The organism is Streptomyces sp. NPDC050287 (assembly GCF_044459385.1).
Classification (GTDB): Bacteria; Actinomycetota; Actinomycetes; order Streptomycetales; family Streptomycetaceae; genus Streptomyces.
This window is the reverse complement of the sequence record NZ_JBITIY010000011.1, coordinates 169,442-190,614: the sequence shown is the minus strand read 5'-3', so window position 1 is coordinate 190,614 and position 21,173 is coordinate 169,442. Positions and strand designations below refer to the sequence as shown.

The 21,173-nt window shown below is 72.0% G+C and carries 17 protein-coding genes; 5 read left to right on the top strand and 12 right to left on the bottom strand.

Features of this window, described 5'->3' with window-relative positions; all coding sequences use genetic code 11:
- Positions 1–18: 18 nt before the first annotated feature.
- From ACIBK3_RS33530 to ACIBK3_RS33510, 5 genes are all read right to left on the bottom strand, one after another.
- Positions 19–3,804, bottom strand: a complete 3,786-nt coding sequence (locus ACIBK3_RS33530) for a lipopolysaccharide biosynthesis protein (protein ID WP_399371222.1) — start codon at positions 3,802–3,804, stop codon at positions 19–21.
- On the bottom strand, positions 3,797–4,597 hold the full coding sequence (locus tag ACIBK3_RS33525) for a polysaccharide deacetylase family protein (RefSeq protein ID WP_399371221.1): 801 nt from the start codon (positions 4,595–4,597) through the stop codon (positions 3,797–3,799). Before ACIBK3_RS33525 ends, ACIBK3_RS33530 begins: the two co-directional genes overlap by 8 nt.
- Positions 4,594–5,724 carry a glycosyltransferase gene (locus ACIBK3_RS33520; RefSeq protein ID WP_399371219.1) on the bottom strand — a complete coding sequence of 377 codons (1,131 nt, stop codon included), beginning with the start codon at positions 5,722–5,724 and terminating at the stop codon, positions 4,594–4,596. Before ACIBK3_RS33520 ends, ACIBK3_RS33525 begins: the two co-directional genes overlap by 4 nt.
- Positions 5,721–6,542, bottom strand: coding sequence for a glycosyltransferase family 2 protein (locus ACIBK3_RS33515; RefSeq protein ID WP_399371218.1), 822 nt, complete (start codon positions 6,540–6,542; stop codon positions 5,721–5,723). Before ACIBK3_RS33515 ends, ACIBK3_RS33520 begins: the two co-directional genes overlap by 4 nt.
- Before the next feature lie 343 nt (positions 6,543–6,885).
- Positions 6,886–7,365 carry a hypothetical protein gene (locus ACIBK3_RS33510; RefSeq protein ID WP_399371217.1) on the bottom strand — a complete coding sequence of 160 codons (480 nt, stop codon included), beginning with the start codon at positions 7,363–7,365 and terminating at the stop codon, positions 6,886–6,888.
- A 244-nt stretch (positions 7,366–7,609) separates the two neighbouring features.
- Between ACIBK3_RS33510 and ACIBK3_RS33505 the strand changes: the two genes are divergently transcribed.
- A complete protein-coding gene (locus ACIBK3_RS33505) occupies positions 7,610–8,416 on the top strand; it encodes an SGNH/GDSL hydrolase family protein (protein WP_399371216.1) in 807 nt (268 codons plus the stop codon).
- 44 nt (positions 8,417–8,460) lie between these two features.
- Here ACIBK3_RS33505 and ACIBK3_RS33500 read toward each other — a convergent pair whose 3' ends face one another.
- The 4 genes from ACIBK3_RS33500 to ACIBK3_RS33485 form a co-directional block, all read right to left on the bottom strand.
- Positions 8,461–10,074, bottom strand: a complete 1,614-nt coding sequence (locus ACIBK3_RS33500) for a protein kinase (protein WP_399371214.1) — start codon at positions 10,072–10,074, stop codon at positions 8,461–8,463.
- An 87-nt stretch (positions 10,075–10,161) separates the two neighbouring features.
- On the bottom strand, positions 10,162–11,847 hold the full coding sequence (locus ACIBK3_RS33495; RefSeq protein ID WP_399371213.1) for a nickel transporter: 1,686 nt from the start codon (positions 11,845–11,847) through the stop codon (positions 10,162–10,164).
- Entirely contained in the window at positions 11,844–13,451 is a 1,608-nt protein-coding gene (locus ACIBK3_RS33490; RefSeq protein ID WP_399371211.1) for a tetratricopeptide repeat protein, read from the bottom strand. The genes ACIBK3_RS33495 and ACIBK3_RS33490 overlap by 4 nt, the downstream gene beginning before the upstream one ends.
- A gap of 140 nt (positions 13,452–13,591) precedes the next feature.
- Positions 13,592–15,124 (bottom strand): DUF4331 domain-containing protein, encoded by a 1,533-nt coding sequence (locus ACIBK3_RS33485; protein ID WP_399371210.1) that lies wholly within the window; start codon positions 15,122–15,124, stop codon positions 13,592–13,594.
- A 233-nt stretch (positions 15,125–15,357) separates the two neighbouring features.
- Between ACIBK3_RS33485 and ACIBK3_RS33480 the strand changes: the two genes are divergently transcribed.
- The 3 genes from ACIBK3_RS33480 to ACIBK3_RS33470 all read left to right on the top strand — a co-directional run bounded on the left by ACIBK3_RS33480 (position 15,358) and on the right by ACIBK3_RS33470 (position 17,110).
- Complete coding sequence (locus ACIBK3_RS33480) at positions 15,358–15,900, top strand: sigma-70 family RNA polymerase sigma factor (protein ID WP_030676686.1); 543 nt, start codon at positions 15,358–15,360, stop codon at positions 15,898–15,900.
- On the top strand, positions 15,897–16,715 hold the full coding sequence (locus ACIBK3_RS33475) for an anti-sigma factor domain-containing protein (RefSeq protein WP_399371208.1): 819 nt from the start codon (positions 15,897–15,899) through the stop codon (positions 16,713–16,715). The genes ACIBK3_RS33480 and ACIBK3_RS33475 overlap by 4 nt, the downstream gene beginning before the upstream one ends.
- A gap of 125 nt (positions 16,716–16,840) precedes the next feature.
- Positions 16,841–17,110 (top strand): hypothetical protein, encoded by a 270-nt coding sequence (locus tag ACIBK3_RS33470; RefSeq protein ID WP_399371207.1) that lies wholly within the window; start codon positions 16,841–16,843, stop codon positions 17,108–17,110.
- Between the two features lie 249 nt (positions 17,111–17,359).
- Here ACIBK3_RS33470 and ACIBK3_RS33465 read toward each other — a convergent pair whose 3' ends face one another.
- Positions 17,360–18,112 (bottom strand): ABC transporter permease, encoded by a 753-nt coding sequence (locus ACIBK3_RS33465; RefSeq protein WP_399371358.1) that lies wholly within the window; start codon positions 18,110–18,112, stop codon positions 17,360–17,362.
- A gap of 26 nt (positions 18,113–18,138) precedes the next feature.
- A complete protein-coding gene (locus tag ACIBK3_RS33460) occupies positions 18,139–19,089 on the bottom strand; it encodes an ATP-binding cassette domain-containing protein (protein WP_399371206.1) in 951 nt (316 codons plus the stop codon).
- Between the two features lie 63 nt (positions 19,090–19,152).
- Between ACIBK3_RS33460 and ACIBK3_RS33455 the strand changes: the two genes are divergently transcribed.
- Positions 19,153–19,884 carry a TetR/AcrR family transcriptional regulator gene (locus ACIBK3_RS33455; RefSeq protein WP_399371205.1) on the top strand — a complete coding sequence of 244 codons (732 nt, stop codon included), beginning with the start codon at positions 19,153–19,155 and terminating at the stop codon, positions 19,882–19,884.
- A 24-nt stretch (positions 19,885–19,908) separates the two neighbouring features.
- On the opposite strand, the gene ACIBK3_RS33450 is transcribed toward ACIBK3_RS33455, so the two are convergent.
- A complete protein-coding gene (locus ACIBK3_RS33450) occupies positions 19,909–21,066 on the bottom strand; it encodes a type ISP restriction/modification enzyme (RefSeq protein WP_399371356.1) in 1,158 nt (385 codons plus the stop codon).
- Positions 21,067–21,173 lie beyond the last annotated feature (107 nt).

Genomic DNA, 21,173 nt, shown 5'->3' with positions numbered 1-21,173 from the left:
GCCACCCGACCTGCGCCCTCATTTCATCGTCAGGAACCGTTGCACCAGCGACGCGAGCAGCACCGCCAGCAGCGGCAGCGAGAACCAGAAGCTGCTCTGGAGCCAGCGCAGTTGCCGCACGCTCGGCCGTAGCGCGACCCGCACGACCTCCCGTGCCGTCAGCAGCACGATCAGCGCGAGCGCCGCGAGGGCCCCGACGACCGACCAGGACGTCCACGTCACCTGCGGCCCGATCGGACCCGGGTCAGCGGCCGGCACCTTGCCCTCGGGCTGCTTGGCCAGGGTGTACATCGTCACGTCCGCGTTGACGAGGACCTTCTTCAGCTCCGGCCGGTCGTCCAGGTTCTCGACCAGCCGGGGCTCCCAGGTCTTCGAGTAGCCCACGTCGAGCTGGAGATAGGTGACCTGACTGCGGTTGATCATCAGATACGAGTTCGGGCCCGCGTCCTTGAGCGCCTTGACCAGGCCGGACACCAGCACCGGGTCACTGGGCGCGAGCGTGGGCACGTACTCGACCTTCTCCATGTCCTTCGCGCCCCACGGCATCGCCGGCGTCACGTTGGTGACGGTGTCGTTGCTCAGCCACAGCAGCCGAACCGTCGGATCGTCGTGGGCGTACACGTAGTCCATGGCGGCGACCTCGCCGGGCCGGATCCGCTCGAACGACTCGTTTCCCCACCGGGCCACCAGGAAGCCGCCCATGAGGAGCAGGCCGGCCATCAGCGCCGCCAGCGGGGCGAGGCTCACCCGGTCCTTGTCGCGTTCCTCGACGGTGACGCCGGTGCGCGGGAACAGGGCGAGGGCGGCGAGCAGGGCGGAGCCCGGCAGGGCGAACATGAAGACCCTGAGCGCCATCTCGCCGCCGTACGACTGCATGCCGAAGCCGAGGAACGGCACGAAGGTGAGGACCAGCAGCGAGCGTTCGCGGTAGCCGTGCCAGCGGCGGCGCCACCAGCCCCAGCAGGCGAAGGCCATCACCGAGCCGGCCAGCAGGACGCGCACGTACAGCACCAGTTTGTGCGTGGAACTGCCGCCCTGGATCCGGCCGGAGACGGACGACGACACGTTGCTGCCGACGCCGCCGACCCCGCCGAACAGGTCGTCGAAGTGCCCGGACCAGTACGGCTCGGCCATGAAGCCGACCCAGACGGCCACCAGCACGCCGAACAGGATGGGCAGGCCGCGCAGTTCGCTGCGGCCGACCAGGACGAGCACCGCGAGCACGCCCAGCATCACGAACGGGGTGAGCTGGTGGGCGGGGACGCTCGCCGCGAACAGGCCGACCAGGATCATGAGCAGCACGGCCCGCTGCCGCCGGTCGGTCGGCTCGACCTCGATCTCGCCGGGCCGCCGCTTCGTCCAGATCACGCCCGGTGCCCGGAACCAGACCAGCAGGATCGCCACGAACACCAGGTAGAGGAGATAGGTGAAGCCCTGCGGGGAGAAGTAGTCCTGGCCCACCCAGCCGCTGAGCACGAAGATCCAGATGCCGGTCCACTTGGCCCGCCAGCTCGCCCGCATCGAACGCACCAGCAGGAACAGGGGGGCCAGATAGAGGAGTTGGACGGCCGTCGGCCACCAGCGGATCACCTCGGTGAGGTCGCTGACCCCGCAGGCCTTGGCGACGAACGCGGCCGCCGCGAAGAAGCCGGGCCAGCTCCAGCGCGCGTCCAGGTCGGGCACGGCCGACCCGGTCCGGTCGATGTAGTCGAGGAACCCGAGGTGTTGCCAGGCCGTCGCGAACCGCGGTTCCGTCTCGATCACCGCGGGCGGCGCGTGCAGCGAGACCACGGTCGCCAGCAGGGTCACCATCAGCAGCGTGCGGTGCTCCCGGCCGAGCCACAGCAGCGAGGCGAACACCACGACCAGCAGCGCCGCCCCGACGAGGGTGGGCAGGGGCAGCACGGAGATCAGCCCGAGCCCGCCGATCCCGTCCAGATCGGCCTCGCCGAGCCGCAGCGCGGGCACCCAGTACAGGAGCAGCGCGGCGGTCAGCAGACAGCCGAGGATCACTCCGACCCGGGTGGGCGGCCGACGGGCGGCCACCGGTTCCTCTTCGGTCTCCGGGGCCTGCGCGCGTACGGCGGACTCTTCCTCTACGACCTCCTCCGGCTCTTCTTCCCACGGCTCGAACGGGGCGTCCACCTCCGGCTCGGCCGGACCGAGTGACGCCTCGGAGCCCGGCTCGCGTTCTTGCACAGGCAACCCGACCTCGGGACTGCGCGCCCAGGTCGGCCGGCGGTCCTCCGGGACCACGGGGGTGCCGGTGGGCGGGGTGCCGGGGCCCGGGCGGACGTCCGGCCGGCGTTCCAGGTGGTCGAAGTCGACGTGGATGCCGAGGGCGAGGGTGTCCTTGTCGAGCGCCCAGGCAGGCCCCCGCCTGGGCGGCGCGGCCGGGGCGGCGCCCTCGCGCGCCCCCAGGTCGGCGAGGTCCCCGTCGGGCGCCGCGTCCTCGGGGATCTCGCCCGGCCTGCCCCGGACGACCTTGTACAGCTTGGGTGCCGCCATCGCGACGATCACCGTGAGCGAGGAGATCTCGGCGACGCCCGCGCCGGTCAGGCCCATCCGGGGGAGCAGCAGCAACGTCAGACCGAGCACCAGGACGCACAACAGGCCCTGCATCCAGGCGAGTGGGGAGGTACGGCTCTGGGCACGCAGCACCGCGAAGTACGTCTCCATGACGACCCTGAGGACCGCGCCGACCGCGAACCAGCGCAGCAGCGGGGTGGCCGCGTCCGCGTAGCCCGCGCCGAACACGCCGAGGATCCAGGGTGCGCCGACGAACAGGATCCCGGCCACCGGCAGCATGATCCGGGCCATCCGCTTCAGCGCGGCCCGGGTGTTGGCGGCCAGCCGCCGAGGGTCGTGCGAGCCCTCGACGGTCAGGGAGGCACCCATGTTGATGGCGAGCAGGTTGATCGTGCCGCCGATGGTGGTGGTGATGTAGAAGTACGCGTTGTCCTGGGAACTGACCTGCGAGGCGATGATGACGGGGACCAGGTAGACCACGGCCAGGGAGAACAGCGAGCCGGTGTAGTCGCCCGCGAGGAACCGCCCGACCTCTTTCAGCGTCGGCGGCCGCGCGCGCTCCTCGGTCGCCTTCTCGTGCCGGGGCACCAGCCGCCGGAACACCAGCCAGCCCAGCGGCACTACGGAGAAGGCGATCGCCGCGACCCACGACACGAACACGCCGCTCGTCGGGACGGCCACCGCGAGCGCGACCAGCAGTGCGAGCTTCACCGCCGAGAAGACGGTGTTGCCGACCGGCACCCACAGCGCGCTGCGCAGTCCGGTCAGCACCCCGTCCTGCAGCGTCAGCAGCGACCAGGCGATGACGGCCACGACGAAGCCGAGCCCGTTGAGGGGCCCGTGCAGGAAGCGGTACGACGGCCCCCACAGGTCGAGCGTGAGCAGGAAGACGAGCGCGGCCAGCGCCACGAACACCGAACTGCCCGCGTACGTACGCACGATGAGGCGCCCGGTCGCACGTCCCGCGACCGGGATGAACCGGGCCAGCGCGCCGGTCAGGGTCACCGCGGTCAGCCCCGCGAGGAGTTTCATCGCGGCGATCGCGGCGGAGCCCTGGCCGACCGCCGACTCGGAGTAGTAGCGGGCGGCCGCCAGCCAGAAGCCGAGGCCGAGCACCGCGGAGATGCCGGTGTTGAGCATCAGGGCGTAGGCGTTGCGGAACAGCGGGCTGCCCCCGGGGGACCGGCCGAGGCCCGGCAGGCGGAGCCGGCGCCCCGGCTGCTCGGGCGCCTCGGGCGCGGACGAGGTGGGCTCGGTCGTGGTCGTGTCAGACACGGGAACGGATGGCCTTCCGGCGGACCTGGCGTGCTCTGCGGACCAGGGCGTACCCCTTGGTGAGGGCACGGTCCCCGGCGAAGTTCCGGACGATCGCACGGCCCTCGACGAGCCGCTCGAACTCCTCGGCACCCGTGCTGCGGCGCACGGTGACCCGGTGCAGGGCGTACGGCCCCTGCCGGCGGCGGGCGAGCCCGTTGCCGACGGCGAGTGCCTGGCCGTACCCCGTCTCCCGCACCGCCTGTCGCACCCGGCGACTGGAGTAGCCGTACGGGTAGGCGAACGAGGTGGGCACGGTGCCGAGTTCGTCGCTCACGATCTCCTTGCAGTGGATCAGCTCGTGGCGCAGCGTGCCGTCGTCGAGCTGGTCGAGCTGCGGGTGGGTGTGGCTGTGGCCGCCGATCTCCACGCCCGTCGCGGCGAGTTCGCGGACCTGGCCCCAGTCCAGCATGGTGTCCAGGCCGCCGCCGGTGTCGTACGCCCCCCGGATCCAGCCGGTGGAGACGAACAGGGTGGCCGCGAAGCCGTGCTTGGCGAGCACGGGCAGGGCGTGCCGGTGCACACCCTCGTAGCCGTCGTCGAACGTGATCAGGACGGGCCGCTCCGGCAGCGGGCGGCCGGAGCGCCAACGTGCCGCCAAATCAGCGGTGTTGAGCGGCGACAGGCCCCGGTCGGCGATCACGGCCATCTGCTCCGCGAACGCCTGTGGGGACACCGACAAGGCGCGGGTGGCCTCGTTCGGGTCGCTCGCGACCGCGTGATACATGAGGATCGGCACCGGCTTCTCGCTCATACGCCGCCCTCCTCGGTCTCGGTCAACGAGACGGTGGGGCGTGCCTCCTCGGTCTCGGGCTGCGAGACGGTCGGGCGCGCTTCCTCCGTCTCGGGCTGCGAGACGGTGGGGCTTGTCTCCTCGGCCTCCGGTTCCGAGCGGGTGGAGCGTGCCTCCTCGATCGCAGCCACCGAGAAGGTGGTGGTGCCGCGGCGTGCCCGGAGGCTGCCCACCACGTATCCGCTCGCCGCCGTCAGCACCCCGGCGACGATGGCGCCGGCGCGGCCCGCGCCGCCCGGCCGGGCCAGGGCCGCGTCCCGCAGGCCGCGCGCCACCCCGGCGGGCAGTACCCGGGTCGCGTACCGGCGCTCGGACTCAAGTCCCTTGTCCGTTCCCACACTTCGGGCCACCAGTGCCTTCGACAGGCCCTCGGCGTAGGCGCGGGTGCGGAAGTAGCCGAAGTGCTCACGCGTCTCGGGCACCCGGTGGTGGATCACCGCGCTGTCGTCGATGAGCAGGATCGCCCCGGGTCTGGCCCGGGTGAGCCGGATGCACAGCTCCGTCTCCTCGCAGCCCAGCGGCCGCTTGTCGCCGTCGCGTCCGATGCCGGTGGCGAAACCGCCCGCGGCGTCGAAGGCGCTGCGGCGGAAGGAGGCGTTGCCGCCCAGGACGTTGCGCACCTGGACCCGCCCCGGCGGCAGCCCCTTGTAGGTGCAGCCCACCACCCAGTCGAACTCCTCCGGGAACCAGTCCGGCCGGCGGCCCGACGCCCAGATCGGCACCGTACGGCCGCCGACGGCCATCACCCGCGGGTCGGCGTAGCCCGCGGCGAAGTGCCGCAGCCAGTCCCGTTCGGCGACGGCGTCGTCGTCCAGGAACGCCAGGACGTCGCCGCGGGCCGCGGCGATTCCGGTGTTGCGTCCGGCGGACAGGCCGCGGGGGCCCGCGTTGGCGAGCACCCGCACCTGTGCGGACTCCTTGTACTCCTTGGCCAGCCGGTCCAGGAGCGGTGTGTTGTGGTCGACGACCAGCAGTGTCTCCAGGGCCGGCCGTGACTGCGCCCGCACCGAGGAGACCGCCGCGAGGATGTCCTCCCAGCGGTCCTCGGTGTAGACGCAGATCACGACGGAGATGTCGGGATCGCTCAAGACACCTCTCCCCGGACCGAGTCGAGCATCGGGGAGTGCTGCGGCCGGCGACGCAGAGCACGCCGGTTGGAGCGCTCCCGCAGGATCACCTTGAGCACCCTGAGCCCGTCCCGCACGGCCCGCAGATTGCTCGTGCCGTGGATGCGGAGGTACTCGTGGCTCGGGATCTCCTGAACCTTCAGACCCGCCTTCACCACCCGGATGTTCATCACGGTCTCGACCTCGAAGCCGGTGCAGTCCAGCTCGATCTTGTCGAGGCAGTGCCGCCAGAAGGCGTTGTAGCCGTAGCACAGGTCCGTGTAGCGGGCGCCGAACTTGCGGTTGACGGCCGTGCACAGCGCCCAGTTGCCGAGTTTGCGGATGAAGGTCATGTCGTCGGTGCCGCCGCCGTTGGCGAAGCGGGACCCCTTGGCGAAGTCCGCGCCCGAGACGAGGGCGGAGACATAACTGACGATCTCGTTGCCGTCGGCCGAGCCGTCCGCGTCGACCATCACGATGATGTCGCCGGTGGCGGCCTGGAAGCCGGTGGTCAGCGCGTCACCCTTGCCCTTGCCGCGCTGTTCGACGACCTTGACGTCCGGCCACAGCGAGCGGGCCACTTCGACGGTGTCGTCGGTGGAGTTGCCGTCCACGAGAACCACTTCGTGGATCCAGCTCGGAAGCGTCTTGAAGACGTAGGGGAGATTCTCCGCCTCATTCATGGCGGGAATCACCACGCTCACCGGCGGTGTGATCGCCAAGTGAGAGGAGATCGGCCGGTAGGTCCCGGCTGTTAACGGATCCTGGCCCGTGCTGGCCGGGCGCAGAACTGAGCTCATGAGAATGGTCCCTCTCGTCCGGTGGACCGCCCGCCCCTGGGCAGCCCGGCTCTTGGTCCGGTTCGAAAGGGGGGTACTCACCCATGGCATGCCGGAGTGGAACTCCGTGCGTGTCGGGTGAGCTGGCAAAGCTGGCCGGCTCCGGGAAACGGCAGCCGGTCGCGCGGCACGGCTCGGTCACAAGTGCGGTCACCGAGCACGGCACCCCCCTACCGCGCCCCGCGCCGGAATCCATCGCGGTCCTTGAGCCCTCCCCTAGAGCCGCTTGATGACGGACCGATGCGGGTGAGATGTATGACGGTATTGACGATTGATGCTGTATGGCAAGACCTGGAACGAGCCCTCACGTTTTTGTTGGTTTGACCGATACTGATCGCTCGCCGTCAGCGACTTGGGGCGCGTGTCGCCGCACGGTACCGCGCAGCCCTCGCGCCACGGCCGGCAGCAGCATCAGCGCACTGAGCACGGTCACGGCCACCAGCCCGCCCCGCACCGACCAGCGGTGCACGGCCAGCATGCCCTGGGCCACCAGCATGTTGACGACGACCGAGCCCGCCAGCGCCGTGAGCAGCCGGCCGAACGGTTCCAGCCCGCGCAGCGCGGCGCCGAGAGCGGCCGCGGGTGTGACGAGCAGGAAGAACAGGGTGAGCGGCCCGCGCAGCGGCGAGTGCGAGTCGGCGAACGCGAACAGCGCGCCGCATCCCGCGACGGCCGTCGCGGCGCCCGCGAACAGCGGTGCCAGGTCCCTCCCCGGTCCTGGTCGCGCCCGTTCGGTGTCGTCCGCCCGCGCTGCCGACGGTGTCTTGTTGCGGATGGTCTGCATGGCCGACTTTGCCCCCCGAAGCGTCGGATGCCGGGCTTCAATGTCGCTCAGTCCCGAGGGGCAGTCAAGATGCGCGCATGCCCCCGGAGGCGGGTGGGGCTCCAGGGAATGGTGAGTCAGATCGGACGCGGCGCACGCCGGTTCGCACCCCGGAAGCCCCGAAAAGTCTTGGCATGGACACTTCCGATCTGTGCGTGTCGTTGCTACGACGGTGATGGCAGAGATCCTGCTATAGGGAGGTTCCATGAGACGTTCCCGACTTGCCGTATACGTCAGCTCGCTCCTCCTCGCCCTCGGTACCGCCCTCACCGGGGCGGCCACGGCCCAGGCGTCCCAACTCGCCGCGAACGGCGGCTATGTGGCCCTCGGAGACTCCTACTCCTCCGGGGTCGGCGCGGGCAGCTACCTCTCCACGAGCGGCGACTGCAAGCGCAGCACCAAGGCGTACCCCTACCTCTGGGCCGCCGCCCACTCACCCTCGACCTTCGACTTCACCGCCTGCTCGGGCGCCCGGACGGGTGATGTTCTGGCGAGTCAGCTCACTCCGCTCAGCTCCGCCACCGCCCTCGTCTCGATCAGCGTAGGCGGCAACGACGCCGGGTTCGCCGACGTCATGACGACCTGTGTGCTCCAGTCCGACAGCTCCTGCCTCTCCCGGATCGACACCGCGAGGGCGTACGTCGACTCGACGCTGCCCGGCAAACTCGACAGCGTCTACTCGGCGATCCGCTCGAAGGCTCCCACCGCCCGTGTGGTCGTGCTGGGTTACCCCCGCTTCTACAAGCTCGGCACCACCTGCGCCGGCCTCTCCGAGACCAAGCGGAAGGCCATCAACGACGCCGCCGACTACCTCGACACCGCGATCGCCAAGCGGGCCGCGGACTTCGGCTTCGCCTTCGGTGACGCTCGCACCACCTTCACCGGCCACGAGCTCTGCTCCGGCAGCGCCTGGCTGCACAGCCTGAACCTGCTCAACATCGGCGAGTCGTACCACCCGACGGCGGCCGGCCAGTCCGGCGGCTACCTGCCGGTGTTCAACGGCCTGGCCTGACCGTCGCGGACCGGCCGTCACGGCCTGACCTCACGGCTTGACCGTCACGGACTGACCGACGTGGAGGGGGAGGCCTCGTCACCCGACGGGGTCTCCGTCTCACAGGTCACCGAGAACGGCACCGAGTTGGACGTCGTACGCACCGGACGTCGGACTTCGACACTGATCTCGTTCTCGAAGCTCCCGTTGTCGTCCTTGGTCGTCACGAAAGCGGTGTCCTGCTTGGTCCTGCCCCCGCCCGCCGGGAACGAGAGGGTCTTCCAGCCCGCGTCCATGACGTCGCCGTCCCGCGACACCCAGCGATAGCGCACCTCCGCCGGCAGGCTGCCCACCGTGAAGGTCGCCGTGAAGGCGGGCGCCTCGCTCTGCGCCGGCGGACAGGGCCCGGAGTACTCCGTGTGCGCCCCCGCGAGCGAGACGTCCACCGACTGGGGCGGCGCGGCCGACGTGGACTTACTGCTCTGGCTGGGCGTGGGCGTGGGCTTTCCGGAGTCCTTGGACGCGCTGTCGCTCACCGAGGGCGAACTCACCGTCGGCGTCTCGTTCTTGGGGCTGCCGCCCGCCTCGTTCCCGTTGTCACGGTTCAGCAGCGCGTACGTCAGTCCCGCGATCGCCAGCGCCAGGGCGACGAGACCCGCGACCAGCACGACGGCGGCCCGGCGGTTGCGGCCCGGCCCCGCCGGTGGGGCGGTGGCGGTCGTCGGCCCGGCCGCCGGGGCGGGCTGCGTCCACTGGGCCGGACCCGGCGCGGTCGGCGGCGGCTGCTGATGAGCCGCGGCGGTCGGCGGATACGCGAACGGGGCCGCCCGCACGCTGTCCGCGCGGGGCGTGCCGCCCGCGGCGACGACGCGCAGGTCCTGCTCGGCCCGCTCCGCCGACAGCCGCTCTGCCGGATCCTTGCGCAGCAGTCCCTCGATCACCGGGGCGAGCGGGCCGGCGCGGTACGGCGGCGGCAGCTCCTCGTCGACGATCGCCCGCAGGGTGCTGAGCGGGGTGTTCTGCCGGAACGGGGAGTGGCCCTCGACCGCCGCGTACAGCAGGACGCCCAGCGACCACAGGTCGGACTCGGGACCCGGTGTGCGGCCCAGCGCCCGCTCCGGCGCCAGGAACTCGGGGGAACCGATGACCTCGCCGGTCATGGTCAGCGCGGAGCTGCCCTCGACCATGGCGATGCCGAAGTCTGTGAGCACGACCCGGCCGTCGTTCGACATGAGCACGTTGGCCGGTTTCACGTCCCGGTGCAGCACGCCGGCCTCGTGCGCGGCCCGCAGCGCGGCCAGCACCTCGGCTCCGATGTGCGCGGCGCGCTGCGGGGACAGCGGGCCCTCGGCGTCCAGCAGCTCGGCGAGAGAGATGCCGCGGACGATCTCCATGACGATCCACGGACGGCCGTCCTGGGTGGCCACGTCGTAGACCGTCACGACATTGCGGTTGGCGACCCGGGCCGCCGCCCACGCCTCGCGCTCCAGGCGGGCGTACATCCGCTCGACCTCGGATCCCTGCAGTCCGGCGGGCGCCCGCACCTCCTTGACGGCGACCTCGCGGTGCAGCACCTCGTCGCGGGCCCGCCACACGGTTCCCATGCCGCCCTCGCCGAGCGGGGACAGGAGTCGGTAGCGGCCCGCGATCAGACGTTCACTGCCCGGTTCTTCGGACACGGGCGTCCCCCATTCGCATCCGTGCGCATCTCCGTGTGCGTCGTCCACACCGCGTGATGTTCTGTGTGTTTTCTTCACAAAAGTAGCTCAGCCGAGTGCGGATGCCGCCCCCTTGAGCACCAATCCGGCCCCAATGGCCACGACGACGAGCGCGGACACCAGGGGTGCGGTCCTGCGGACCAGGGCGGTCAGCGGGCCGGCCGCCCAGCGCGGACGTCTGTCGAGTACCCGGGTGACACCGGTACCCAGCTTGACGACGGCGAAGCCGGCCCCGGTCAGCGTGAGGGCGAGCCCGACGCCGTACGCCACGACGAGCAGCAGCCCGAACCAGGCCTGACCGAGCGCGGCGGCACCGACGAGCACGACCACGGCGGACGGACTGGGCACGAGGCCACCGGCGAATCCGAGCAGGATCGTGCCGCGGACGGTGGGGGCGGTGGGGTGGGAGTGGGTGTGGCCGCCGTGGGTGTGGGTGTGAGTGAGGGGGGTGTGGCTGTGGTCGTGCTCGTGCTCATGATGCGGGTGCGGGTGCGGGTGCGGGTGATCGTGCGTGTGGGGGGCGGCTGTGGGAGCGGCGGCTGGGGCGGCGGTCGTGGTGGGGTGGCTGTGCGCGCCAGCCAGGGCCAGCGGACGGTCGGGGGCGTCGGCCGTCCCGTGCGGGTGCCCGTGGTCATGGTCGTGCCCGTGCCGATGCTCGTGACCGGCGTCATGTCCGTGTCCGTGCCCGTGCGTGTGGGCCCGGTGGGGCCAGGCCCGTCGTAGGAGGGTCAGGCCGGCCCCCGTCACCAGGACGCCGCTCGCGATGCCCAGCCAGGTGATCACCGAGGGCGCGGCCGCCGAGCCGGCCGTCACCAGGAGGCCGAGGGCGACCACGCCCAGGGTGTGGGTGACGGTGACCGAGGCGGCCAGGGGCAGGACGTCCTTCATCCGGGCCCTGCCGCCCCGGGCGGCGGCCACCGCGGCCATCAGGGTCTTGCCGTGGCCCGGAGCGAGCGCGTGCATGGCGCCCAGGGCGACGGCGATGAGGATCGCCAGCGCGGCGAAGCCGACGGTGAGGTCGTGCCGGGCGACGAGGGAGTCCAGGGCCCGCGTCCAGCGGTCGGCGCCGCGCGGAAGGACGGAGGCGGCCGGGGCGTCCGTGTCGGCGTCGGAAAGGGCCGGACCGCCGGGGCGCACCCGGAGCGACGCGGTGGTGGTGTCGGCGGGGGAGGAGAGCAACTCCTTGGGGTACGTGGTCAGTTCGCGTGACAGCGAGTCCCTCGGTACGTCCGACGCGGTGAGCGTCATCCGGTCGCCGCGCGCGGTGATCTCCCGCCAGCCGGGGCCGGTGGACGTGCCCGCGCTGTGGAAGCCGAGGGAGACGGTGCCGTCCTCGGTGAACGGCGCGGAGAGCCGGCACTCCACGCGGAGGGTGTCGAGCCCCGCCTGGCCGGGGCGCAGGCGCGCGTGGCTGCTCCGCGCGGTGAGGGCGACCGCACGGCCGTCGACGGTGACCTCACTGTCCCGCGCGGCCGTCGCACACCGCTGCCGGGCCCACTCGGTCATGCCGAGCTTCTCCAGGTCCGGCTTGGCCTGGGTCGCGGGGATCTCGGCGAGGTCCTCGACGTGCTCGACGCGCAGTTCGCCCGGGGCGGCGACGAGACCGTCGTACCGGTTGACGGTGAAGTTGCCGAGCGGGTGGGCGCTCGCGGCTCCGGAGGGGACCAGTACGAGCGCGCAGGCAGCCGTGAGGACGGCCGCGCCGGAGGCGAACAGGCGGCGGGCGTACGTCACTTGACGGCCTCCAGTGCCTTACGGGCCGCACGGGCGCCCAGCGGGGAGAAGCCGGGGTTCAGCTTCAGCGCCGCCGTCAGATGCGTGCGGGCGTCCTGCTGGTGGCCGGTGGCGCGCTCGATGATCCCCCGGTGATAGAGGAAGGCGGCGCTGCGGTAGCCGGTTGCGGTGGCCCGGCGGGCGTACGGCAGGGCCTCCGCGTCGCGGCCGTTGACGTGCAGGGCCCAGGCGAGGGCGTCCGCCGTGTGCACGGTGTGGCGGCGGCCCCACTCGGCGCGGGCCGCGCGCAGCGCCTCGGCCTTGTCGCCGTGGTCGGCGGCGGCGAGCGCGGTGTCCAGGTCGGCGTTGACCTTGTTGGCGCGGGCGAGCGCCGTCCAGGCGTCGACGAGGGCGTACTGGTCGCGGGCCTTCTCCGGGTCGCCCTCGGCGCCGCGGTCCTCGTACAGCTCGCCGAGTTCGACGAGCGGGCCGGGCAGCGGGTAGCGGGCGACGACGGCCTCCATGCCCTTGATCGCGGCGGCGCGGTCACCGCTCGCGGCCTGGGCACGGGCCCGGCCCTCCAGCGCCGGGAGGTAGTTCTCGTCGGCGGCGAGGGCGCGCGCGTAGTGGTTCAGGGCCGTCTCGTAGTCGCCCTGGTTCCAGGCGAGCTGGCCGAGCGCGGCGGAGACGTACGCGATGTCCCCGGGCGCGGTGGCGGTGGCGAGCGCCTGCTCCAGCACGCGTCGCGCGGTGGTCACGTCGCCGCGCAGCTCGCGCACGTACGCGAATCGCGTGAAGACGGGGACGCCCGGTCGCCGGGTGTCCGCGAGATCGGCGGCCTTCGACGCCTCGTCGTAGCGGCCGAGTTCGACGAGGGCGTCGATACGGGAGGACAACGCGCGTTCGCTGTACGGGTTCTGCTTCAGGGTCCGGTCGGCGTGGGCGAGCGCGTTCTCGAAGTCGTGCCGGGCGGCGGCGAGGGCGGCGCGGCCGGCGAGGGCCTGGTCGTTGTCCGGCTTCAGCGCGAGCGAGCGCTTGAGGGCCTGCTCGGCTTGGGGATAGCGCGAGGGATCACCTTTGGTCCGCGCCTGCTCGACGTAGGCGAGCGCGAGTGTGGCCCAGCCGCCGAAGTCCTTGGGCTGGGCGCGCAGATGGGTCTGGAGGGCGGCGATGCTCGTGTCCAGGTCGCCCTTGCCGAGCAACTCCGGTGACAGGGCGGCCGACGAGGGCGCCACCGCCGTACCCCGGCCGTCCCGCACGGCCCCCACCACGACGGCCCCGGCGGTCATCGCGACCGCCAACAGCGCGGCACACCCCACCAGTTGCACCCCCCGCCAGCGCCGCCCGGCAGCAGCGACCCGCCGCACAGCAGCCACCCGCGCGTCCACGCCGGAGCCGATGTGCCCGGCTGCCTCCGCGGCTGCCGGCGTGTCAGGGGCTGCGGCCACCGGCGTGTCCACGGACGCGGCGCCCGGATCGTCGGTCTCCACGGCGAACGGCTTGGTGGACGCTGTCGTGGAGGGCCCGGCCTCTGGATCCGTCGGCTTCATGGTGTCCGGCGGGTCGGCCTGCGGGGCGTCCGCCGGGTGGTCGGCGGGGTCGCTGTCGTGCGTACGCGGGGCCATGCCCTCTCCTCGGTCGGCGTGCTGTGGAAGGTGTCGTGCGGTGGCGCGGCCCGCGCCGTGGGGGATGGGTACGAGCGGGCCGCGCCGGTCGAGGGGCCGGGCTCCCGGCCGGTGGGGCCGGGAGGGGCCGGGAGACCTTCCTAGTAGGCCCGGTCCCGCATCCGGCGCCACCACATCAGGGCCCCGCCGATCAGCAGGATGCCCAGGGCACCCGCGCCCGCCGAGCCGGCGATCAGGGTCATGTTGTCCTTGCCGCCCGCGCCCGCCGGCTGGAGGGCGTCACCGAGCTGGCTGCGGACGTCGGCCCCGTCGGTCGTGCCCTTGGCGAGCGGACCCCGGGAGCCCTCCGTCGGCAGTGCGACGTACGGGAAGGCGTGCTCGAAGTTCTTGTCGTTCTTGTCGACCGCGTCGCCCAGGTCGTTCTTCGCGCCGAGCAGTTCGCCCTCGACGACCTGCAGGGAGGCGTCGATGACGTCGTCGGTCAGCCGGCGCCCGTTCGGGAAGCCCGCGTTGTCGCCGTCGAGGACGCCGAGCCGCTTGGGGCTGGCGGCGGGCTTGATCGAGGTGTTGAGGCGCAGCTCCTCCGACGGGCGTACGTACGGGGGCTGGTTGAGGCCCTTGACGCCCTTGAGGAAGACGTCGACGAGGTCGTTGCGCGGCTCGGCCGGTGCCTTGATCTTGTAGATGGCCTCGATGAGCTTCGGCAGCTCGGGGTTGGTGACGTTCTTCAGGAACTGCCCGTCGTCCCACGGCGCGGACGCGTTGAACTTGTCCTTGTCCTTCAGCGGGTTGACGACCTCGTTGACGAGCGGGTTGCCGAGGCGCGAGACCTGCGAGTAGTAGCCCTGCGCGTTCCGGCGCTGCGTGGTCGACCAGACGCCCACGATCGGCTGCTCGTGCGACTGGGTGATCATGTCGTTCGGCACCTGGAGGGCGATGGAGTTGACGTTGTAGCCCTTGAGGGTGTCGTTGCCGACCTCGGTGAGGTTCCCGCCGTACAGCAGGTCGAAGACCCGCAGGTCCAGGAAGAACGGGTCGTCGGCCTGCCCGGCGAAGGTCTGCGCGCCGTTGGTGAGCTTGTGCACCGCCTGCTTGCGCAGCGTGTTGTAGTCCGGCATCGACGCCTTGCCGACGTTCGACGGCGCGACCGGCACGTCGTCGGCGACCTTCGTCCTGTAGACGACTTTCTGCTTGCGCAGCTTGATCAGCTCGATGTCGTACGTCTGCGTGACGTTGAGGTCCGGGTCGTCCAGGCTGGTGACGGGACCCGTGTTGTACAGGAAGGTCTTCTGGTTCTTCGTGTGCGTCTTGAACGTGTACCGGAACAGCAGGTCGCCCTGCGCGTCACCGTCGTTGTCGATGTGCAGGTCGTACTGGGCGTCCTCGGCGAACGGGAAGAAGTTCGGTCCGCCCGCGGGCTCCTCGAACGGGATCCAGTTGGCCACGATCGTCGTCGTGTCCGGCTTGTCCGGGCTGACGAACGCGTACACGTCCGTGTTGTCGTACTGCGGCTGCCCGGAGATCAGCGGGGCCTCCCGGTGGCTGGAGGCGGAGGCCGCCCCGGGTTCCAGCGTGGCCACACCGGCGGCTGCGAGCCCCCCGGCGGCCAGCGCACCACATATGAGGGTCACGAGGCTCCGGTGTCCCGTGCCGCGCCTGGAGTTAGGTGTCATGCCGTCCGTCCTCAGTGCCAACTTTGCCTGACGAACGCCATTCGGAGCGATCGGCAGAGTGGATTGGTCGAATCCCAAACGTTCTTACGGCGGACTTCGAAACTTGTTTCATCTGCGACCACCCGCGTTTTCGGCCCGCTCATCCGTAACCCCCTCCGGAGGTGGGAAGGTTGCGCATGCCTCGTGGGACGGGACGGCGGCCCAGATGCGGTCTGGCTGGAGGGGGAGACGAGTTGGAGGCGGACGAACTGCTGGTGATGGTGGCCGGCGGTGACCAGAGGGCGTTCGAGGAGTTGTACGGCCTGGTGTCCGGACCGGTGTTCGGGCTGGTGAAGCGGGTCCTGCGGGATCCGGCGCAGTCGGAGGAGGTGGCGCAGGAGGTGCTGCTCGAACTGTGGCGCTCCGCCGCCCGCTTCGACCCGGGCCGCGGCAGCGCCCTGTCCTGGGTCCTCACCCTCGCCCATCGCCGGGCCGTCGACCGGGTGCGCAGCGCCCGCGCGGCCGGCGAACGCGAACAGCGCGAGGCGCAGCGCGCCCACCACCCCGCCTTCGACCAGGTCACCGAGGAGGTCGAGGCCGGTCTGGAACGCGAGTGGGTGCGCCACTGCCTGGACCGCCTCACCGCGCTGCAGCGCCAGTCGGTGACACTCGCCTACTACGACGGCTACACGTACCGTGAAGTGGCCGAGCGGCTCTCCCTGCCGCTGGGTACGGTCAAGACGAGGATGCGCGACGGACTCACCCGGCTGCGCGAGTGCCTGGGAGGTGTCGCATGAGCCTGTTCCGCCGCGAGGACCTCCACTCCCTCGCCGCCCCCTACGCCCTCGACGCCCTCGAGCCGGCCGAGCGGATCCGTTTCGAGAAGCACCTCAAGACCTGCGCGAGCTGCGCCGCCGAGGTCCGCGCCCTGGCCGAGGACGCCGTCCGGCTGGCCTGGTCCACGGCCGCCCCGCCGCCGGCTGCGCTGCGCGACCGGGTGCTGGCCGCCGTACGCACGACTCCGCAGGAACCCGTCAGGCAGGACGCGGCACCCACGGCCCGCGCGCGGACTCCCCAGCTGCCGCCGCACGTCTGGGGCGCGCAGCCGCCGCCGGCGCGCTCCCACGCACCCCGCCGACGCCCCCTGTTCGTCCCGTTCGCCACCGCGACCGCCGCCGCGGCTCTCGTGGTCGCGTCCCTGTTCGCCGTCCAGGCCAACCAGACACGGGACCAGCTGAACGCACAGCGGGAGCGGTCACGTGAGATCGCCCACGTTCTCGCCGCTCCCGACGCCCGGGCGACGGCCGGGGCGGACACCCGGGGCCGAAGCATCGGAGTGGTCGCTTCCGCATCGGAGGGGCGCGCGGTCGTCACCCTCAGCGGATACGACGATCTGCCGCGCGACCGCGTGCACCAACTCTGGCTCATGCGCCCCGACGCGCAACCGCGCTCCCTCGGGCTCTTCGACGGCGACACGCCCTTGGTCACCTCCGGCCTGAACAAGTCGGCGACGTCACTCGCTGTGACCGTCGAGCCGGACGGGGGCTCGCCGCAGCCCACTACCCAGCCGGTTGTCCAACTCGCCCTGAAATCAGTCGGATTCGGAGGGTGACCGAGGGGCGTCGTCAACCTCCTTACGGGGAAGGTGAATCCTGTGACCGCGATACACGAGTGCCCCGAGGGAGCGATAGGGTTACTCTGCCCGGGCCGGGTGGACTCGTACGGGTGGGGAGTGACATGGAGCAGATAACAGTGCGCAGCAGGGCGAGGGTCCCTGCGATCACGTGTGGGAGCAGCGCGACCAGTTCGCGTCTCGACCGCCATCTCTCGGTGCTGGGCGGTCCTGCCGTCCCGCAGGTCGAGACGGCCGAGGCGACCTCGCTGATGCGTGAGCTGACCGCACGTGAGCCCGCGAGGGGCCGCAGCGCCAGGGGAGCACGCGTACGCCGCGTCTCGCTCTTCGCGCCCCTGCGGCGGCTGCGTCGTTCGCTGTTCGGCGGACGCTGAGCGACACCGGCGTTCCTCGGGCCGTCCCGAGGCGCTCTTCGCTCGGGTTGCCACGCCGTCCCGGCGCGACGCCGTGCTCCGTCATCCGTCATCCCCACGGCACACGGCGGCGCACCGGATGTGGCTCCCCGAGCGCGGGGCAAGACCCCCGTCCATGCCCCGCGCCCGAACCCGCGCTGCCCGCACGCCCCCACCCGGCGTGCCCAGCGCGCCTTCTGCACGGGCGTTGACCGGCCTACCGGCGCCGGTTCACCGCTCGCCGTGCGCGTACCGGTGCACCGCCGCCGGCCCGAACACTCCCAGCAGGACCGCGCACCACACCAGTGACCCGGCGACCGGATGCGCCACCGGCCAGGCCGCACCCTGAGGCACCGGCGCGTTCCCGAACAGGTCCCGCAGGGCGGTCGTCACCGCGCTGATCGGATTCCACTCGGCGATCGTGCGCAGCCACCCCGGCAGGCCCTCGGTCGGGATGTACGCGTTCGACAGCAGCGGCAGCAGGAAGGTCGCCCCGCCCAGCTGACCCGCGGCCTCCTCGTTCCGGGTCAGCAGCCCGAGAAAGATCCCGATCCAGGTGGTCGCGAACCGGAAGAGCAGCAACAGTCCGAAGGCGCCCACCGCCGCCGCTGCGCTCCCCTCGACCCGCCAGCCCACCGCGAGCCCGACCAGCAGGAAGGGCACCGTCCCTGCCGCCGTGACCACCAGGTCCGCGCCCGCCTGCCCGAGCGGCACCGCCGCCCGGCTCATCGGCAGGGTCCGGAAGCGGTCCGTCACTCCCCGGTGGGTGTCCGCGGCGGCCTGGAACATCCCGGTCATGATCCCGTTCGCGGCGGTCGCCACCAGCAGGCCCGGCACCAGGAACGCCCGGTACTCCTCGCCCGGCATCGCCAGCGCGCTGCCGAAGACGTAGCCGAAGAACAGCAGCATGGTGACCGGCATGGTCTGGGTCAGGACGACCAGGCCCGGGTTGTTCCGCAGCCGCCGCAGCTGGCGGCCCAGCATCGCGCCCGAGTCGTACGCCAGCGTGCTCACGCCGCCTCCTGGAGATCCTGGTCGTCGGTGAGCCGGAGGAACACGTCGTCGAGGGTCGGCGGGCGCAGGCTCGCGTCCAGCAACGGGACTCCCGCCGCGTCCAGTTCGCGTACCAGCCGGGGGAGTGTGAGCGTCGGGTCCCGGGTGACCGCGCCGACGGCGTTGCGCTCCTCGTCGAACGCCGGCCGGGCGCCGGTGAGCCGGTCCAGCACGCCCGCCGCCCTCGCCATGACGTCCGGGCCCGCGACGACGACCTCGACGTGCGTCCCGATGAGCGCCTTCAGCTCGGCCGGCGAACCCGTGTGCGCCACCCGGCCCCGGTCCACCAGGGCGATGTCGTCGGCGAGTCGGTCGGCCTCCTCCAGGTACTGCGTGGTCAGCAGGACGGTCGTGCCGTCCGCGGTGAGATCGCGTACGGCGGCCCAGATCAGGTTGCGGCTGGCCGGGTCGAGCCCGGTCGTCGGTTCGTCGAGGAACAGCACCTCGGGGCGGCGGATCAGGCTGGCCGCCAGGTCGAGCCGGCGGCGCATCCCGCCGGAGTAGGTGGACGCGGGCCGGTCGGCCGCCTCGGCCAGCCCGAAGCGGTCGAGGAGGTCCCCGGCCCGCTCGGCGGGTCCTCGTACCCGGTGCAGCCGGGCGAACAGCCTGAGATTCTGGCGGCCGGTGAGGTCCCCGTCGACCGAGGCGTACTGCCCGGTGACGCCGATCACGCGGCGCACGGCGGCGGCCTCCCGCACGAGGTCGTGCCCGGCGACGCGCGCCGAGCCGGCGTCCGGCCGCAGCAGGGTGGTCAGGAGCCGTACGGCGGTCGTCTTGCCCGCCCCGTTGGGTCCGAGGATGCCGCAGACCGTGCCGCTGGCCACCGCGAGATCCAGCCCGCGCACGGCCTGGACGGCACCGAACCGCTTCTCCAGACCTTCACTAAGTACAGCGTACGTAGTAGTCATGGGTCGACCATAGCGCACTACGTACGCTGTACGTAACTAGGATGGAGGCCGAGGTGATGATCGATGGCGGGCCGAGCGGCCGTACCCGAAGTGATCTGGGCCCGTCCCGAGCGGACGGGCCGGGGGCCGAAGCCCGCGTTCACGCGCGCGGACATCGCGGCGGCGGCGGTGCGGCTCGCCGACGGGCAGGGCCTCGACGGCGTCTCCATGCGGCATGTCGCGGCCGAGCTGGGCTGCGGGACCATGTCGCTCTACAACTACGTCCCCCGTAAGGAGGACCTGTACGAGCTGATGGTGGACGCGGTCAGCGGCGAGCAGGAGGTGTGGGAGCCCAGCGGTGACTGGCGGGCCGACATGCGCCGGGTGGCGTACCAGACCCGGGCTCTCATGCACCGGCATCCATGGGTGCCGCGGCTGATGTCACCGGTGTACGGCTTCAGCCCCAACGCCCTGCGCTTTCTCGAGCACTGCATGGCCTGCATGGACCCCTTCGACGTGCCCTACGGCACGAAGATGGAGCTGCTCGGGATGCTCAACGGGTGCGTGACGGCGTACGTGTCGACGGAGCTGTCCAACGTCGAGCGGGCGCGGTCGCTGCCCTGGTCGGAGGAGCAGGAGAACGCGGTGAGGATCGCGTACCTGGCAAGTCAGGTGGCGTCCGGGGCGTATCCGCGGCTGGCGGCGGCGTTCACGGAGGACGCGGGGCCCATCGACATGGAGGCCGTGTTCGACCGGATGCTGGACCGCGTACTGGACGGCTTCGAGCCGAGGAGTCAGGGCTCCGGTAGCCGGTAGCCCAGGGAGCCCGGGGCCACGGCACTAGATCAGTGCGAACTGGCCTTCCGGGCCCTCCTCGTGATGGTCGAGGACCGACGCCGGTCTGCGGGCCGCGTCCGGCACGGGCAGGACGCCCGCCTTGCGCAGCTCCTGCGCGGTGATGGGTGCCGTCACCGTCAACTCCTCCCGCCGGGGCTCCAGTTCGGCCAGCAGGGCGAGTACGGTGATCAGCTCCAGCAGTTCCGAGGTCCAGGCCTGCGGCCACGTCGTCGGGCGGATCGCGGACAGCGTGCCCGGTTCGGCCTGCGCGGTGCGGGTCGCGAACCACTGCTCCAGGACGCGTCCGCCGGCCACCTCGAAGTCCCAGGCCTGTGGCGGGACCGGGGAGATACGGCCCTCGTCGACGTGCAGGGTCTCCTCGTCGCGGTCGTAGTGCACGGTCAGCGGCAGGGACGGCAGGGGGGCGCGGACGTACGGGCGGCGGCCGCCGGGGAGCTTGGGGCGGTCGCCGTCGCGGCGCATCAGCCAGAGCGCGCGGTGGCCCAGTTCGACACCGACGGCCCACAGTTCCGGGTCCTCGGTGAGTGGGACGGCGAGGCCCGGGCGTACCGCCGTCACGGTCCAGGCCAGCAGGTCCACGGGCGTCGGGACGAGGCCGAGGCGGTCGGCCAGGTGGTCCAGCAGGCCCGGCGCCAGGTTGGGTTCCGCACCGCCGGGGCGGCGGTACAGGGGGCGGATACGGCCGGGGCGCAGCAGCGGGAGCACGGAGGTCGCCAGCAGGTGGGGGCCGGCGGCGTCGGGGATCTCCGCGACGAAGATCTGCCGCTCGTCCGCGACCCGCCACAACTCGGGCCGTGCCGCGTCGATCAGCCGGTGGTCGGGGATCAGCCACTGCTCGTCGAAGGGCGCGTGCAGCACACGCACCGGCTCCGGGCACGGGCCCGAGGCACGGACCAGCTTCTCCGTGCCGCCCGACTGTCCCGGCAGTTGCCCGACAGCCGACTGGAGCGTACGGGAACGCGTCGGCTCGAACAGGGCCTCCCGGCCGGGGCCCTCGGCCTTCAGCAGGGCATCCCAACGGGCCTTCAGGGAAGCCGGATCGGGACCCGTCGGCCACCCCCGGCCGAGCCGCGGCGGTGCGACGGACCACGGCATGAGGTCCGCCAGCAGCGGAGCGTCGTCGTGCGTCACGCTGGGCATCGTACGACTTGCCGACGACAGCTGGGGCAGGGGCTGTACGGCCTGCACGGCCACACGTCCGCTCTCCTTCCGCCGGTCCGCCCAACACGTCCGAGCCGCGTCCAGGC

Excerpts from the sequence above, each read along its gene's own strand:
- ACIBK3_RS33525 (WP_399371221.1), bottom strand. The coding sequence starts at position 4,597 with ATGAGCGAGAAGCCGGTGCCGATCCTCATGTATCACGCGGTCGCGAGC.
- ACIBK3_RS33515 (WP_399371218.1), bottom strand. The coding sequence starts at position 6,542 with ATGAGCTCAGTTCTGCGCCCGGCCAGCACGGGCCAGGATCCGTTAACA.
- ACIBK3_RS33510 (WP_399371217.1), bottom strand. The coding sequence starts at position 7,365 with ATGCAGACCATCCGCAACAAGACACCGTCGGCAGCGCGGGCGGACGAC.
- ACIBK3_RS33505 (WP_399371216.1), top strand. The coding sequence starts at position 7,610 with ATGAGACGTTCCCGACTTGCCGTATACGTCAGCTCGCTCCTCCTCGCC.
- ACIBK3_RS33490 (WP_399371211.1), bottom strand. The coding sequence starts at position 13,451 with ATGGCCCCGCGTACGCACGACAGCGACCCCGCCGACCACCCGGCGGAC.
- ACIBK3_RS33485 (WP_399371210.1), bottom strand. The coding sequence starts at position 15,124 with ATGACACCTAACTCCAGGCGCGGCACGGGACACCGGAGCCTCGTGACC.
- ACIBK3_RS33475 (WP_399371208.1), top strand. The coding sequence starts at position 15,897 with ATGAGCCTGTTCCGCCGCGAGGACCTCCACTCCCTCGCCGCCCCCTAC.
- ACIBK3_RS33470 (WP_399371207.1), top strand. The coding sequence starts at position 16,841 with ATGGAGCAGATAACAGTGCGCAGCAGGGCGAGGGTCCCTGCGATCACG.
- ACIBK3_RS33465 (WP_399371358.1), bottom strand. The coding sequence starts at position 18,112 with ATGCTGGGCCGCCAGCTGCGGCGGCTGCGGAACAACCCGGGCCTGGTC.
- ACIBK3_RS33460 (WP_399371206.1), bottom strand. The coding sequence starts at position 19,089 with ATGACTACTACGTACGCTGTACTTAGTGAAGGTCTGGAGAAGCGGTTC.
- ACIBK3_RS33455 (WP_399371205.1), top strand. The coding sequence starts at position 19,153 with ATGGCGGGCCGAGCGGCCGTACCCGAAGTGATCTGGGCCCGTCCCGAG.
- ACIBK3_RS33450 (WP_399371356.1), bottom strand. The coding sequence starts at position 21,066 with ATGCCCAGCGTGACGCACGACGACGCTCCGCTGCTGGCGGACCTCATG.